This window comes from Bacillus sp. H1a (assembly GCF_000633475.1).
Classification (GTDB): Bacteria; Bacillota; Bacilli; order Bacillales; family Bacillaceae_G; genus Bacillus_A; species Bacillus_A paramycoides.
The window spans coordinates 1-15,828 of record NZ_AYMH01000083.1 but is presented as its reverse complement, the minus strand read 5'-3'; the positions used below and the strand labels follow the sequence as shown (position 1 = coordinate 15,828).

The window sequence follows — 15,828 nt, the reverse complement described above, 5'->3', positions numbered from 1 at the left end:
CCACTGATTATTAACCTTCACTTTATTATAACAAAACTAAAGACCTCTCCACCACTTTCTTCCATTTGTTCTTTTTTAAAAGACGCTACATTATTGTATCCAGAAACGAAAAAAGAGATGCCCCATAAATGGACATCATCTTTATATATATTTTCATTTTTACACTTGCGGTTCAGTTACTGGTTTTTCTACTTTTTTATTTCCTTTACCCTTTTTCAAACGACGGTTTTCAAGCATTAACCAAATTTGAGAAGCAACGAAAATAGAAGAGTACGTACCTACAACTAATCCAATTAATAACGCAAGTGAGAAGTTACGCAGTGATTCACTACCGAAAATAAGTAGTGCAATTACTGGGAACAGGACTGTTAACACTGTATTAATTGAACGACCAATTGTTTGACGAATACTTGCGTTTACGATTTCTTCTAAATCTTTTATATCACGAACTCGTTTTTTCTGTTTGTATAACTCACGGTTTCTATCGAACGTAACGATTGAGTCATTGATAGAATAACCGATAATTGTTAACACAGCAGCGATAAACGTTAAGTCTACCTCTATTTGGAAAAGACTAAATATAACAATCATAACGAATGCATCGTGTAATAATGCGATTACTGCAGATACTGCGTACGTAAGGCGGAAACGAATACTTACGTATAAAACGATTACTGCAGAAGCAATTAATACTGCGATAAATGCATTTCGCGCAATTTCTTTCCCTATTGTCGGCGAAACTGTACTTACGTTTGGATCTGTACCATATTTATCGTGGAAGAATGTTTTTGTTTTCGCAATTTCATCTTTTGATAGAACGCCTAATGTACGAACTGCGAAACCTTTATTATCATTACCAGTCGGTACAATATTTTCTTCTTTCACATCAATCTTCAGTTCGTTGAAATCTTTATGAACGTCAGACACAGTAAGTGCTTGTTTTGATTGCAAGTCAATACGTGTACCACTTGCAAAGTCAATTCCAAGGTTCATTTTGAAGATCGGTAATATAATTGCCCCAGCAATTACAACTACAATTGAGAATAAGAAGAATTTATGACCGATATTTACGAAGTTAATACGATCAAATTTCGTCGGTGGATGTACTACACCTTTTGTTAATGGAATAATATCCTTTTCCTTAACACCAAAGTAAGATGGCTTTTTATCGAAGTAACGGCTCTTTACAAGTAAACCTAGTAAGAAACGAGTACCGAATACGTTCGTAATAAAACCAACTAAAATACTTACGATTAAACTTGTTGCGAAACCTTTTACAGAGCTATTACCGTAAGCGAATAAAACACCTGCTGCTGCAATTGTTGTAATGTTCGCATCTAAAATTGTTGATAATGAACGATGGTTACCAGCACGAAATGCCGACATCATCGACTTACCAATTTTCAGCTCTTCCTTTAACCTCTCGTACGTAATGATATTCGCATCAACTGCGATACCAACCCCGAGCACTAATGCCGCAATACCTGGCAACGTAAGAACTGCATGCATCCAGTTAAAGACTAGTAATGTAACGAAAATGTATAAACCTAACATAATAACCGCTACAAGTCCTGGTAGACGGTAGAATACAAGCATGAATAAGAAGATAATAGCAATACCGATCGCACTAGCGAAAATCGTTTGCTCTAATGCTTGTTGTCCAAATTTCGCTCCAACAGATGTTGAATACATTTCTTTTAAATCAACAGGAAGTGCTCCTGCATTTAATAAAGATGAAAGTTGTTTCGCACTTTCAACTGTGAAGTTTCCACCTACGATAGATACTTCAGCTTGATTAAATACTTGGTTTACTGTTGCTGCTGATAAAAACTTCGGATTCGGTTTTGCAGATTCTGCTTTATATGAATCTTTTCCTTCTTCAAAATCAAGCCAAATTACCATTAAATTCGTTGGTGGTGGCATTTTTGAAATCTTTTCAGTTACTTCACGGAACTTTTCAGCGCTTTTTAGTGTAAGACCTACGCTCGCACGGCCTTGCTCATCAAATGTTTGCTTCGCTCCGCCGCCTTTTAAATCCGTTCCATCCATAAGAAGATTGTCATTCACATCACGGAATGTTAATTTCGCTTGTGTTGATAACATTTCACGTGCTTTTTGCTGATCTTGTACACCAGCAAGCTGGACACGGATTCGATTTTCTCCTTCGATTTGAATGTTCGGCTCACTTACACCGAGAACATTGACACGATTTTCAAGGGCACCTACTGTACTTACAAGTGCATTATGATCGATTTTATCACCTTTTTTGGCTGGTTTTACTTCATATAGAATTTCAAAACCACCGCGAAGGTCTAGTCCTAGACTAATTCCTTTTGCTATGTCTTTTCCTGCCGCACCAATTACTCCACCAATTAATAAAACGATGAGGAAAAAGGCGGCAATTCTTGTACCACGCTTTGCCATATGTACCCTCTTTCTGCTACTAACAGATTCCATACATCACTTGATTCACTTGCAATAAGCAAATCTCTATACCTATATGCTTGTCTAGTTAGTAGACTTCCTTTCTGTAAAATACATGTGTTTCTTGCTAGGTCATCACTAGCTGTGTCGGTAAGACCTACGTAATACCTACACTTTCATTATTTTTTCTCTTCACTACCTCCTTTATATATAATCTTAGACATAATTATTTCCTCTTTATCAATACCTATCATTATACTGCAAAAGGAAGAACAAACCAATTGCAGTCGGTTATTTATTTTCATATTCATCAAACGACCAAAGTGGCGCTTGATATGCTTCAACAGTTAAATAATTCATATATTCATTAGTACTTACTCTTAATACATCATTTACTAATTCATATAATCTAACATCGCTGTCTATCTTTTTCCACTTTTTCACCTTAAGAAATTTCCAGATATCATTATCTGTCACCCGGTCGTAACCGAACATTCGAAACTCTTCTACTTTACTTTCTAAAACGACTTGTAACTGTCCGCGGTATGATTCTACCAAATCTTCTTTTTCTAACATACGTAACATCTCCTTATAGTTTCAGCACGAAAAGTCGCTTTTAATCCCGCTCTAATGGACAGTAATAACTACTTTCAAGAGCATTATCATATTCCACTCTCTTAAATGCTTGTCATTCTTGTCTCATACGTGCATATAAATTATTGTAAATCATTCCATTGATTTTGAGAAGGTAGGAGAAGACCATGACGAAACAAAGCTTTTTAAAAGGTGCATTTATTTTAATGATAGCCGGCTTTATCACAAAAATCCTTGGGTTTATTAACCGCATTGTAATGGCACGTATTTTAGGAGAAGAAGGCGTTGGCCTTTATATGATGGCTGTTCCCACCTTTATTTTAGCAATTACATTAACACAAATCGGCCTTCCTGTTGCGATTGCAAAATTTGTAGCAGAAGCGGAAGCAGTGAACGATAAACAAAGAGTTAAAAAAATATTAACTGTTTCGCTGGCAGTTACATCCGTTATTAGTATCGTTTTAACAATTGCGATTATGCTACTCACACCTATTTTAGCAAAAACATTATTAACAGATGAAAGAACATACTATCCATTAATGGCTATTTTACCTGTCGTCCCTGTTATTGCAGTTTCTTCTGTTTTACGTGGTTACTTCCAAGGGAAACAAAATATGAAACCGAGCGCTTACGCCCAAGTTTTAGAGCAAGTCGTCCGCATTACAATTATCGCTGTATGTATTCGTTTATTTTTACCTTATGGCGTAGAATATGCTGCAGCCGGCGCCATGCTATCAGCTGTTCTTGGCGAAGTTGCATCTTTATTATTTTTACTTACTTTATTCCAACGCGAAAAACATTTATCTATACGCTCTGGATTTTTCACTACTGTAAAGGAGAGCAAAAATACATTTTATTCCCTTATGGACATTGCACTCCCAACTACAGGAAGCCGTTTAATTGGTTCCGTTTCTTATTTTTTTGAACCTATCGTCGTTATGCAAAGCTTAGCGGTCGCCGGCGTTGCTGCTTCTGTCGCAACTCAGCAATACGGTATATTAAACGGTTATGCGTTCCCACTTCTATCACTGCCAGCCTTTATTACATATGCTCTTTCTACAGCACTTGTCCCATCAATTAGCGAGGCAATGGCAAAGAGGCAACACAAATTAGTGGAACACCGATTACAACAAGCCCTTCGAATCTCATTAATTACTGGTGGATGGTCAGTCGTAATATTATACGTATTTGCTTCTCCTATTTTAACTCTCATGTACGGATCAGACAGCGCGACAGCGTTCATCCAACTTCTTGCGCCTTGCTTTTTATTTCATTATTTCCAAAGTCCTCTTACATCTGTGTTGCAAGCTTTAAATTTAGCACGAGCCGCTATGATGAACACATTTATTGGAGCCATCGTAAAACTAATCGTTATTTTTGTACTTGCTTCACGGCCAGAGTTTCAAATGATGGGGGTTGCACTTGCTATCGCTGCAAATATAGTGACGGTAACATTCCTTCACTATGCTACTGTTTTAAAGAAGATTACATTTACGATTTACGCAAAAGACTATATTTTCGGTGGGATTGCTATCGGGATTGCTGGTGCTTTCGGTTTTTATCTTCATACGCATATCGTTTTTTCTCATTCACTTGGCGTACAAACATTATGGGAGATCACCTTAACAACCATCGTTTATATTGTTCTCCTCTTTGTTTTCAAACTCATTCGAAAAGAAGAGTTAAGTCGACTCCCTATCATTCGTAAACTTTCATTTTTGAAGTAAAGTGAAACTTTAGTCAGTGGGGGCATCCCCCACTGATTATTAGCCCGCACCAATCGGGCTTACCATTCAAAATGGTAAGCCTCTAATTTTCTTTCAAATCAACAAAAAATTGTCCATTTTGAAAACTACAATATAAAATCTGTTTCACATCTTTATAACCTAAGTTATTCAATTTTTCAACGAGCCATTCATCTGTATGCTCAATCATTTGCAAATGATTGTATTGAATTTCTCCATCAATAATTAGCGGGAGTGTAAAAATTGGTGTATCATTTTTACTCTTTTTACTTTTTTGTTTTTGAAAGACAGATAACTTCCCAGTTGGTTCTAAAATAGCGTATTCTACATCACGTACATCCCCGACTCCTTGCTCCCGTAGTTGCATCATTAAATCATCTATGCTGTACCGCTGCTTCCGCATCTTTTTTTCATCAATTTTACCTGCATTTACAAGAATAGCCGGCTCCCCTTCTATTAAATGCCGAAAACGTTGAAACTTTAATGAAATGACTGACAAAATGATTTGTATACACATAAGAAAAGTCATTGGAACTAATTGATGCCAAAGTGACTTATCTGTATTTTCAATTGCCACTACAGCCATTTCACCGAGCATAATGAATACAACTAAATCTAATACACTTAATTCTCCAATTTCACGTTTACCCATAAGACGAAAAATAATTAAAATGATTATATACAACAGCATTGTTCGTCCAATTATTGATACCCATTCCATTTCTACATCTCCTTTTTTACTTATAGGTTCCCCCACAAAAAAGAAACTAGTCTAACTTAAACAAAATGAAAATATGCTTGTATTAAAAAGGGGGAATGCATAATGGATGGAACGAAAAAATTATCAAGTGCAATTGGCTTTGGTATTATCACCCTATTAATCCTCGCATCTATTACAAGTATGATTATGGCTCTTTTATTAAAATTCACTAATATTGGCGAAGAGACATTAGCGGTTACCATTTTTATACTAGCTCTTCTATCTACTCTCATATCCGGATTTGTAGCTGGTAAAAAGGCAAAAGGAAAAGGATGGTTAGTCGGCCTCACAACAGGACTCACATTCACTCTTCTCGTCTTTCTCGTTAACTATTTAGGCTTCTCTCAAACTTTATCGAACTCACAGTTACTCTACCAATTGGCATTAATGGGTGCGAGTACACTCGGAGGTATTTTCGGTGTAAATATGTCAAAACAAAATAATTAAAAAAGGCCCTGCACATTTCATGCAGGGCCTTCATCATTAGTTTTTCACAACTTCACGAATCGCATTGCGATCGAAAGTTAAGTGTGAACCACCAGATTTAACAACAATTTTAGTTTCATCTACTGATTCGATTGTACCGTGTAAACCACCGATTGTTACGATAGCATCACCTTTTGCTAACTCGCTTTGCATTTGAGCAACTGCTTTTTGACGTTTTTGTTGCGGGCGAATTAATAAGAAATAGAAAATCGCAAACATCGCAACGATCATAACGATATTCATCATACCTGGATTCATCTTTTGTTCCTCCTTTTAAATTATGTATTAGAAGTTTTTAGCATTCGGTTTATTAAAGCCATACTGTTCAAAGAACTCTTCGCGGAAATCGCCAAGACGGTCTTCACGAATAGCTTGTCTCACCTGCTCCATTAAGTTTAACAGAAAATGAAGGTTGTGATAAGACGTTAAACGAATTCCGAACGTTTCATCACATTTCATTAAGTGACGAATGTACGCACGAGAGTAATTTTTACATGTGTAGCAATCACAGTTAGGATCAAGCGGACCGAAATCTCTAGCAAATTTCGCGTTTTTCACAACTAAGCGACCTTCACTTGTCATACATGTACCATTTCGGGCAATACGAGTTGGAAGTACGCAGTCAAACATATCAATACCACGAATCGCACCATCAATTAATGAATCAGGAGAACCTACTCCCATTAAGTAACGTGGCTTATTATCTGGAAGAAGTGGTGTTGTAAATTCAAGTACACGGTTCATAATATCTTTTGGCTCTCCAACAGATAAACCACCTACAGCGTAACCAGGGAAGTCCATTGAAACAAGATCTTTCGCACTTTGACGACGAAGCTCTTCAAACTCTCCGCCCTGTACAATACCGAATAAACCTTGGTCTTGTGGACGCTCATGTGCCTTTAGACAACGCTCTGCCCAACGGCTTGTACGCTCTACAGACTTTTTCATATATTCAAAAGTAGCTGGGAACGGTGGACACTCGTCAAATGCCATCATGATATCTGAACCTAATGCATTTTGAATTTCCATCGCTTTTTCTGGTGATAAGAATAATTTATCTCCATTTAAGTGATTACGGAAATGAACGCCTTCCTCTTCAATACGGCGGAAGTCACTTAAACTGAATACTTGGAAACCACCTGAATCCGTTAAGATTGCACGGTCCCAGTTCATAAATTTATGCAAACCGCCTGCTTCACGAACAATCTCGTGGCCTGGGCGTAGCCATAAATGATACGTATTACTTAAAATAATACCAGAATCCATTGCTTTTAATTCTTCTGGTGACATCGTTTTAACTGTTGCAAGTGTACCAACTGGCATAAATGTCGGTGTATCAAATGAACCGTGTGGCGTATGCACACGTCCTAAACGCGCACCCGTTTGTTTACAAGTTTTAATAAATTCATAACGAATTGCTGTCATAATTTACTCCTTTTATTTGTTTCTCATTTTAGCGTGAGATGCAACGAACATCGCATCACCAAAGCTAAAGAAACGATATTTTTCTTTTACTGCTTCATTATATGCATGAAGTACATTATCTCTATTTGCGAATGCACTTACAAGCATAATTAATGTTGATTTCGGCAAATGGAAGTTTGTAATTAAACCATCAATTGCTTTAAATTCATATCCTGGGTACATAAATATATCTGTCCATCCAGAAGCTGCACAAAGCTTACCATCATGATCTGTCGCAATCGTTTCTAATGTACGAGTTGATGTCGTACCTACTGTAATAATACGTCCACCATTCTCTTTCACACGGTTTAATAACGCAGCTGTCTCTTCAGACATATGGTAATACTCTGCATGCATATGATGCTCTTCAATAGTATCTGCAGAAACTGGTCTAAATGTTCCAAGTCCTACATGGAGCGTAATAAATGCTAATTGAACGCCTTTTTGCTTCAATTTCTCGAGTAACTCTTCTGTAAAGTGAAGTCCAGCTGTCGGTGCTGCTGCTGAACCAATTTCCTTCGCATATACCGTTTGATAACGATCGCGATCTTCCAACGTCTCTTTAATATACGGAGGAAGTGGCATTTCTCCAAGTTCGTCTAAAATTTCATAAAAGATGCCGTCATATGAAAACTCAAGTTGACGCCCACCTTGATCTGCAGTTCCTGTACAAGTTGCTTTTAACTTTCCTTCACCAAAAGAGATTACAGTACCTTCTTTTACACGCTTCGCTGGCTTGACAAGTGTTTCCCACTTATCGCCTTCCTCTTGTTTTAAAAGAAGCACTTCGATATGTGCACCTGTATCTTCTTTCACACCGTGCAAGCGAGCAGGCATAACTTTCGTTTCATTTAAAACTAAGCAATCCCCCTCATGTAAGTAAGAAAGAATGTCCGTAAAATGTTTATGCTCAATATCCCCTGTTTCACGGTCTAACACCATCAATCTTGATGTTTCACGCTCTTCAAGCGGGATTTGTGCAATAAGCTCTTCTGGTAAATGAAAATCAAACAGATTAATATCCATAACTATATCCACCTATTTCTTATTTAAATCGATTTATTATATACATAACAAAAGATAATACAATACTTAACACAATACATGTAATGATAGGAAAATAAAAGGTAACGTTTCCTTTTTTCACAAAAATATCGCCTGGAAGCCTTCCAATAAACTTCCAAGCTAGACCAACAACAATGAGTAAAATACCAGCTGTAATAAGCAGCTTTGGCATCTCCGTCATACCTTTGGCATCTCCATCCCAAAATGTTCATATGCGAGTGGAGTTACGATTCGGCCTCTTGGAGTTCGTTGTAAAAAGCCAATTTGTAATAAATACGGCTCATACACATCTTCAATCGTATGAGATTCTTCTCCAATCGTTGCCGAAACTGTTTCTAATCCAACTGGACCACCGCGGAACTTTTCAATAATACCAAGCAGTAATTTATGGTCAATATGATCAAGTCCTAATTTATCTACTTGTAATAGCTCTAACGCCATTTGTGTAATTTCCATCGCAATCGTTCCGTCACTGCGAACTTGCGCGAAGTCACGTACACGTCGTAATAGACGATTCGCAATACGAGGTGTACCACGGGCACGTCTTGCAATTTCTAGTGCTGCCAACGAATCAATCTCCACTTCGAATACTTCTGCTGTACGTTCTACAATCGCAGAAAGCTGATCTACTGTATAATACTCTAATCGTGAAAGTACACCGAAACGGTCACGAAGTGGTGCTGATAATGCACCTGCACGCGTCGTTGCCCCAACTAGCGTAAATGGGGGTAAGTCTAGACGTACAGATCGAGCTGACGGTCCTTTCCCAATAACGATATCAAGGCAAAAGTCTTCCATCGCTGGGTATAACACTTCTTCAATAGATCTATGCAAACGATGAATTTCATCAATAAATAATACATCCCCAGGCTGCAGTGCTGTTAATACAGCCGCTAAATCTCCTGGTCTTTCAATTGCGGGACCTGACGTTGTTCGAATGTTAACACCCATTTCATTGGCAATAATATTCGCAAGCGTCGTTTTACCAAGTCCAGGTGGTCCATATAAAAGTACGTGATCTAACGTTTCTTCACGCATTTTCGCCGCTTCAATAAAAACTTCTAAATTATGTTTCGCTTTATCTTGGCCAATATACTGACGGAGCGTCTGTGGCCGTAATGAATACTCTAAATCTGCATCTTCATATACAGATTCCCCTGAAAGGAGACGTTCGTCCATTATACTCACCTCTTACCATTTAGTAAAAGACTAAGTGCCTTTTTAATATATTGATCCGTTGTTAGTGATTCTTTTAATAGTTCTGGTACAACGCGAGAAACTTCTCGTTCTGCATAACCAAGTGCACGCAGTGCTTCCAGCGCTTCATCAAGTTCAACTGATGAACCTTTTTTCTCATCAAAACTTTCGACATCTGAGAACAAATCAACAAACGCATCTGGTACAACATCTGCTAATTTCCCTTTTAAATCTAAAATCATTTGGCGCGCTGTTTTCTTTCCGACACCTGGGAATTTCACTAAAAACTTCTCATCTTCATGTTCAATTGCTTGAACGACCTGTCCTGTTTGACCAGAAGCTAAAATTGCAAGAGCACCTTTCGGTCCAATGCCTGATACACCTAACAATTTTGTAAATAATAAACGCTCTTCACGTGTTTTAAATCCGTAAAGTGCCATAATATCTTCTCTCACATAATGATATGTATAGACACGAATTTCTTGCTTACTTCTTTGAAAGACATATGGATTTGGTGTGAAAATTTGATAACCAATTCCATTATGATCAATTACGACATATTCCGGTCCTACATACTCCACGTAACCTGTAACATATTCAAACAAAATACGATCTCTCCCTCTCAAATCATGTATTCCATTTTAACATATTTAACAATAGAAAAGCGAGGATACCCCAACAAATGTTCTCTGTTTAAAATTTCCGTTTTTTTCTATTGACATAAATACAGAAAGAACATTACTATACAATAGTCGATAATGATTATCAATATTAATTAAAGGGGTTACATTAGGATGAAAAAAAGGCTATTTATTTTATTTACTATCATGTTAGTTGTCCTTTCTATCGTTGGCTGCTCTTCTCAAAAAGATGAGTCTAAAGCGAAAGAACAACCGAAAACAAAAGTTGTCAAACACGCTAAAGGAGAAGCGACAATTCCAGTAAATCCAAAAAGGATTGTTGACTTATCTGGATCAACAGAAGAATTGTTACTTCTTGGACATAAACCTGTTGGTACAGCAAATACATATAAAGATAAAATCCAAAATCATTTAACAGAAAAGCTAGACGGAGTAAAAGCTGTTGGCTGGTATTGGGCACCTAAAGTTGATTTAGAAGCTGTTACTGCTTTAAAACCAGACTTAATTATTTTAAACAATCGTCAATTGAAAATTTATGATCAACTAGAAAAGGTGGCACCGACAGTTGTTCTAGAAACAAATCTAGAAGACTGGCGCGGTAAGTTTAAAGAAGTAGGTAAACTATTTGACGAAGAAAAGAAAGCTGATAAATGGATTACAGACTACGATAAAAAAGCAGACTCTTTATCTAAAAAAATTAAAGAAAAAACAAAAGACGAAAACTTTATGTTCGTTGCAGTAACACCACAAAACTTCCGTGTATACGGTAGCTTCGGATATGGTGACATCATCTTTAACGACTTAAAACTTCCAGCAACAAAAGGTACAGACTTAAAACAAACGATGGCACAAGTATCACTAGAAGGCCTCGTTGCATTCCAGCCTGATCAAATGTTCATTGTAAACTTCGGCGGCGAAGCTGATAAAGTGTATGAAGACTATAAAAACAGTGCAGTTTGGAAAGATAATAAAGCAGTGAAAAATAATCACGTATACGAAGTATCGAATGAAGTCTTCAATACGAAAGCATTTAATCCAATCGGAAAAGATATGCTAATTGATGAAATCGCTAAACAAATTTTAGATAAAAATAAATAAGAAAAGCAGCTCGCACCAGAGCTGCTTTTCTTACTTTTTCACTGCATACTGCTTCATTTTTTCAATGGTCTTCACAAAACCTTCTTTTGATTTTATACGAATGCCACGTTTTAATTTCGCACGCTCATAACTTTCAAGCTTTTTCATATCAATTTGAAAAAATGAGTGAATCGCGTTATCACTTTTCGGTACACCTTTAAAAATTTGTAATATTCCTTCCTCTGAAACACCAAAATAACCACTTGTTTTCAATAAAGGTGAAATATCATCAATTTTCTTTTGTAATACGATTTGTACATCATCACGATCAACAAGTTGCCACTCTTTATATTGCTGCAAAAACTGCTCCAAATTCACTACTTTTTCCGTAAATATTTCCTCACTTACTTCTCCATCAACATACATACGCTCTAATAAAATTGTAACTTGAGGTTCTTTTTCTTTTACTTCTGGTACTGGCCCTTCCGCCCTCACACTCGTTTCATAAACTAAACAAAACACCATAACGAAAGCTTGCACTGCAATCAGTATCCATTTCATTTCCGTTCACCTCTTCTAGGCAAAATCATACTTTCATTTGTAGTTTTTCCGGAAATGGGGGTTTTATCCCTAATTCATAGAATACCCCTATTAAGAATTATAGAATTCAATTTTTTGTACACCTTTACACTATTTCCCCCTATTTAGAATCGCAGTGATTATGCGAAAGTAGTTTTTTATCTTTATTGGATTGCATCGTTGCTATATAGACTCCGATTAGTACAATTATCATTCCAACTATTTGCTGCCACGTAACAATTGCTCCATATAATATAACTGATATGCCAGTAGCCACAATGGGAGTTATATTTAAATACATACTAGCTTTACTTGCACCTAGCTCTTCTACTCCTTTATTAAACACTATATACCCAACTAACGTCCCACATATCACCATATACAGCATCTCTATCCATCCTTGTAAGGAAAGCGTTGAAACCTCTCTCCAGCCATCTTCATATAAAGAAAGGCCTGCTAAAAAAACAGTTCCTAATACCGTCATACTCATTGTAGTTAATAAGGGTGATACACCACGCATAACTCTTTTTCCTGTTAAGCTATATAACACCCCACATATTAAGGCAGCTATAAATAAAAGATCTCCCTTATTAAATGACAAGGACATAAGCGTATTCAATGAACCACTCGTAATAACAACTATTACACCGATAAGCGATAAAATTAAACTTATTCCTATTTTTAAACTCCAAGATTCTTTAAAAAATAATATTGCTCCCAATGTCACAAAGACTGGCATGGTAGCAATGATAAGTGAGCCATTCATAGTAGAAGTATAGTGAAGTCCCATAAAGAAAAAAATGTTGTACCCAAAAATACCTGTTAACGATACAAATAACAATCCCCGCCAATTCTCAACTAACAAACTTGTATTCCACTCAGATTTCATAAAAACTATTCCTATCAAAATGAAACCAGCTAAACCAAAACGAATTGTCGCTGCAGTAATTGGTGGAATCTCGGTAATAATATGCTCTGCTGTTGCAAAAGAGCCACCCCAAAACAAAGGAACAAGTAACATAATTACGTGCATACGATTTATACTGTTCATTTTTATTACCCCTTTTCGTAAAAAACAAGTTCAAATGTTTAAACTTGTTTACTCATTAACTAAAAAAAATTAATAATTCGACTCTATCTCTTGAAGTAAATCCTTCACCTGTTTTAAAAAATCTCCAGCTATTATAGAATAAAAAATTTCTTTTCCATTCCGATCCGCTACAATTAACTCTGCTTGTTTTAAAATTTTTAAATGATGTGAAACAGCCGGCCTAGAAATCCCCATCTTATCTGTTATTTGCGTTACATTCATATGTTTGTTTTCTAGTAACAACATAATAATTTGCTGACGATTCCCATCTCCCAACGCCTGAAATATAGGTGTTACGACCTGAAACTTTTCTAACACAATTTCTGTATTTCTGCATTCAAAATTCTCCATATCCTCTTCATCCCAACTTTTTATATCTAAAAAACATGTAATATATTACCATTAAATAGTAACCCTTTCACATACACTTGTAAATAACTTTATTTTCTGACTTTAAATTCAATAAAAAAAGAGAAGATTGGATTCCTCCACTCTTCTCTTTACATTCATATAAAATGAAAGACGCCTGCATAGCAGGCGTCTTGATGCGTTTACGGCGAGAGACCAGGCGACCACATTCGCGTGTTTAGCACTTAAGCATATCTCTCGTCTTACGTAAATTAGCTCATCGCTTTGCTAATATAACATTAATAAAGTATAAGCGCAACATGTTTATAAAAATATTTCATTTCCTTTTTTACCTAAATAAACTTTATGTAAATTATAAATTGATTAATGAAATATATATATTACAATTAATACTATAAATATAAACAGGGGCTGAATGCTTTGAAAAAAATTAAAGATGAACGTCTCATTCTTCAAACATTAAAAAACATACGTATTGCCTTTCTCTTTCAATCAATTGGTATAATCGGAATTTTAGGCTATATCGGATTCACTGAAGGAATGGATCAAATTACGAAATCTCCATTATGGTTATTATTTATTCTTACAAGTATTTTACTTAGCTATTTACAATTAAGTATTTCAATCGATGTAGAAGAAAGCGAAAAGGAAATAAAGTTAACTCCTTATTACAAACTTGTCTTACGCTCCCTTATTGTAGGGATTATTATGGCTATTATTTATATCATTTTCAGTCCAGAGAGACCTCTGTTTGAAGCTATCCTTACAGGTAGTATCCTCTTCGTATGCTTTTTAACTTCTTATTCCGTTAGTTATCTTATTAAAAAACGTCGTTTACAAGACGAAGATGAATAAAGAGGAAGGGATTCCCCTTCCTCTTTATTGTTATCGTACTGTACCAGTTAAACCGTAACGAATGTCTCGGAACATATTTGTTATGTCACGATTAAAATCGTTTGTAACTGTACCATTACGTAGACGCGTACTCATTGCATCAACACGAGTAAACATGTCGTTTCTTACAGAGACGTACACGTTTCTATTTCCAGCTTCACTCGCAACAGCTTGACGAATTTCGTTTGCCATCGCTGTTTCATCTGTCGCTGTATTACGTGGTTTTACCGCAATCGCTACATCGTTTCCATATACAACTGTAGAAACCCGATCTACGTTATTCATACGTTTCACACGATTCGTAATTTTTTCTGCAGTTTTACCATCATTGTTAATGTATGAATTGTTCATTGTAATATTACGTGTTGGGTGCGGATTAGCAATTTGTCCATTGTAATTTACATCACGGTAATAATTATATCCAGTACCGTTACGATAATCATACACATTGTCTGTTGCTCTGTTTCCATTTCGGTATGTTACATAATCTGTATAACGATCGTTACGCGTTACATTAGTACGATTTGGATGTGTATCATTATAAGATGTACGCTCGTAATTATAATTACGCCCGTCCATCGCAGTTTTCTCTTTAGGTGTACCACATGCAGCTAACGCACTGGTAACTAACAAAGAAGCAGCAATAACTTTTACTTTCGTATTCAATACAAAAACCCCCCTTGTTAGAATGAACTTCTCTTTTCGAAAAGCTCCTTCTTATAATGAGTAACAGAGCGGCTTTTTACACTGTTAATATTTCACTAGGAATTTTCTAGCACTTGATGTAAATCTCACGTTTTCTTAACTACCACAAATACAAAAAAGGCGGGAATAATCCCACCTTTTTTAAACTTCCTCTTCGTCCTCTTCTTCTGAAACTGGTTCTCCAAATACATTTGGTGGATCCGGCTGATAATACATCGTTCCCGGCTGTGGTGCATATGCTGGCTGAGTCGGTTGATAATATAAAGGATTGGCGTATTGTGGTCCACCTGGTTGCGGACTATATAACCTACTTTCTCCTCCGCATCCACAATCTTCCTCACCTTGCACGAGTGGTGGCATATTATTATCCATTGGCATCATATTCGGATTTGGCATAGAAGTATATTGCGGTGCTACCTGTGCACCTTGTTGATATGGCATATTATAGTATGGATTTTGTTGTTGATAATGCGGATATGGCGGCATCATTGGCATTTGATTGTTATCCATTATCGGCATTATGTTCGGTGGTTGGTTGTTATCCATTATTGGCATCATGTTTGGCATTTGATTGTTATCCATTATTGGCATTATGTTCGGCATTTGGTTGTTATCCATTATCGGCATTATGTTTGGCATTTGGTTGTTATCCATTATTGGCATTATGTTCGGCATTTGGTTGTTATCCATTATTGGCATTATGTTTGGCATTTGGTTGTTATCCATTATCGGCATTAT

At 36.4% G+C, this 15,828-nt stretch carries 17 protein-coding genes and 1 pseudogene; 4 read left to right on the top strand and 14 right to left on the bottom strand.

The features are described from left to right. Positions 1 to 159 precede the first annotated feature (159 nt). Positions 160 to 2,424, bottom strand: coding sequence for a protein translocase subunit SecDF (gene secDF, locus U860_RS0128905; protein WP_025151215.1), 2,265 nt, complete (start codon positions 2,422 to 2,424; stop codon positions 160 to 162). Between the two features lie 291 nt (positions 2,425 to 2,715). Then, positions 2,716 to 3,000 (bottom strand): post-transcriptional regulator, encoded by a 285-nt coding sequence (locus tag U860_RS0128900; protein WP_025151214.1) that lies wholly within the window; start codon positions 2,998 to 3,000, stop codon positions 2,716 to 2,718. A gap of 185 nt (positions 3,001 to 3,185) precedes the next feature. Here U860_RS0128900 and spoVB point away from each other — a divergent pair, with 185 nt between their 5' ends. Then, positions 3,186 to 4,745: a stage V sporulation protein B gene (gene spoVB / locus U860_RS0128895; protein ID WP_025151213.1), complete on the top strand. Its 1,560-nt coding sequence runs from the start codon at positions 3,186 to 3,188 to the stop codon at positions 4,743 to 4,745. 82 nt (positions 4,746 to 4,827) lie between these two features. Here the strand turns inward: spoVB and U860_RS0128890 are convergent, their stop codons facing one another. Continuing rightward, positions 4,828 to 5,484 (bottom strand): DUF421 domain-containing protein, encoded by a 657-nt coding sequence (locus U860_RS0128890; RefSeq protein ID WP_025151212.1) that lies wholly within the window; start codon positions 5,482 to 5,484, stop codon positions 4,828 to 4,830. A gap of 102 nt (positions 5,485 to 5,586) precedes the next feature. On the opposite strand from U860_RS0128890, the gene U860_RS0128885 reads away from it, so the two are divergent. Beyond that, a complete protein-coding gene (locus tag U860_RS0128885; protein WP_025151211.1) occupies positions 5,587 to 5,970 on the top strand; it encodes a TIGR04086 family membrane protein in 384 nt (127 codons plus the stop codon). Between the two features lie 36 nt (positions 5,971 to 6,006). Here the strand turns inward: U860_RS0128885 and yajC are convergent, their stop codons facing one another. Genes yajC through ruvA form a run of 6 tightly spaced genes read right to left on the bottom strand, consistent with a single transcriptional unit; the run spans position 6,007 to position 10,340 of the window. After that, complete coding sequence (gene yajC / locus U860_RS0128880) at positions 6,007 to 6,267, bottom strand: preprotein translocase subunit YajC (RefSeq protein ID WP_025151210.1); 261 nt, start codon at positions 6,265 to 6,267, stop codon at positions 6,007 to 6,009. Positions 6,268 to 6,294: 27 nt separating this feature from the next. After that, entirely contained in the window at positions 6,295 to 7,434 is a 1,140-nt protein-coding gene (gene tgt, locus U860_RS0128875; RefSeq protein ID WP_000125372.1) for a tRNA guanosine(34) transglycosylase Tgt, read from the bottom strand. A 12-nt stretch (positions 7,435 to 7,446) separates the two neighbouring features. Further along, positions 7,447 to 8,499 (bottom strand): tRNA preQ1(34) S-adenosylmethionine ribosyltransferase-isomerase QueA, encoded by a 1,053-nt coding sequence (queA, locus tag U860_RS0128870; RefSeq protein WP_002173591.1) that lies wholly within the window; start codon positions 8,497 to 8,499, stop codon positions 7,447 to 7,449. Positions 8,500 to 8,518: 19 nt separating this feature from the next. Then, positions 8,519 to 8,719, bottom strand: coding sequence for a DUF2905 domain-containing protein (locus U860_RS0128865; RefSeq protein ID WP_002173592.1), 201 nt, complete (start codon positions 8,717 to 8,719; stop codon positions 8,519 to 8,521). Further along, the gene (gene ruvB, locus U860_RS0128860) at positions 8,716 to 9,717 is read right to left on the bottom strand and encodes a Holliday junction branch migration DNA helicase RuvB (protein WP_025151209.1); all 1,002 of its coding nucleotides are present in this window, start codon (positions 9,715 to 9,717) and stop codon (positions 8,716 to 8,718) included. The genes U860_RS0128865 and ruvB overlap by 4 nt, the downstream gene beginning before the upstream one ends. A gap of 5 nt (positions 9,718 to 9,722) precedes the next feature. Next, positions 9,723 to 10,340 (bottom strand): Holliday junction DNA helicase RuvA, encoded by a 618-nt coding sequence (gene ruvA / locus U860_RS0128855; protein ID WP_000464514.1) that lies wholly within the window; start codon positions 10,338 to 10,340, stop codon positions 9,723 to 9,725. A gap of 189 nt (positions 10,341 to 10,529) precedes the next feature. On the opposite strand from ruvA, the gene U860_RS0128850 reads away from it, so the two are divergent. Continuing rightward, complete coding sequence (locus U860_RS0128850; RefSeq protein ID WP_002173594.1) at positions 10,530 to 11,474, top strand: iron-hydroxamate ABC transporter substrate-binding protein; 945 nt, start codon at positions 10,530 to 10,532, stop codon at positions 11,472 to 11,474. Positions 11,475 to 11,504: 30 nt separating this feature from the next. Here U860_RS0128850 and U860_RS0128845 read toward each other — a convergent pair whose 3' ends face one another. The 3 genes from U860_RS0128845 to U860_RS0128835 form a co-directional block, all read right to left on the bottom strand. Continuing rightward, positions 11,505 to 12,014, bottom strand: a complete 510-nt coding sequence (locus U860_RS0128845) for a BofC C-terminal domain-containing protein (protein WP_025151208.1) — start codon at positions 12,012 to 12,014, stop codon at positions 11,505 to 11,507. A 139-nt stretch (positions 12,015 to 12,153) separates the two neighbouring features. Continuing rightward, entirely contained in the window at positions 12,154 to 13,083 is a 930-nt protein-coding gene (locus U860_RS0128840) for a DMT family transporter (RefSeq protein ID WP_025151207.1), read from the bottom strand. A 69-nt stretch (positions 13,084 to 13,152) separates the two neighbouring features. Then, complete coding sequence (locus U860_RS0128835) at positions 13,153 to 13,473, bottom strand: metalloregulator ArsR/SmtB family transcription factor (protein WP_025151206.1); 321 nt, start codon at positions 13,471 to 13,473, stop codon at positions 13,153 to 13,155. 438 nt (positions 13,474 to 13,911) lie between these two features. On the opposite strand from U860_RS0128835, the gene U860_RS0128830 reads away from it, so the two are divergent. Further along, a complete protein-coding gene (locus U860_RS0128830) occupies positions 13,912 to 14,346 on the top strand; it encodes a hypothetical protein (protein ID WP_025151205.1) in 435 nt (144 codons plus the stop codon). Positions 14,347 to 14,376: 30 nt separating this feature from the next. On the opposite strand, the gene U860_RS0128825 is transcribed toward U860_RS0128830, so the two are convergent. Further along, positions 14,377 to 15,051 (bottom strand): YhcN/YlaJ family sporulation lipoprotein, encoded by a 675-nt coding sequence (locus U860_RS0128825; RefSeq protein ID WP_025151204.1) that lies wholly within the window; start codon positions 15,049 to 15,051, stop codon positions 14,377 to 14,379. Positions 15,052 to 15,231: 180 nt separating this feature from the next. Then, positions 15,232 to 15,828, bottom strand: a pseudogene (exsA, locus tag U860_RS0128820) (spore coat assembly protein ExsA); the annotation flags it as partial.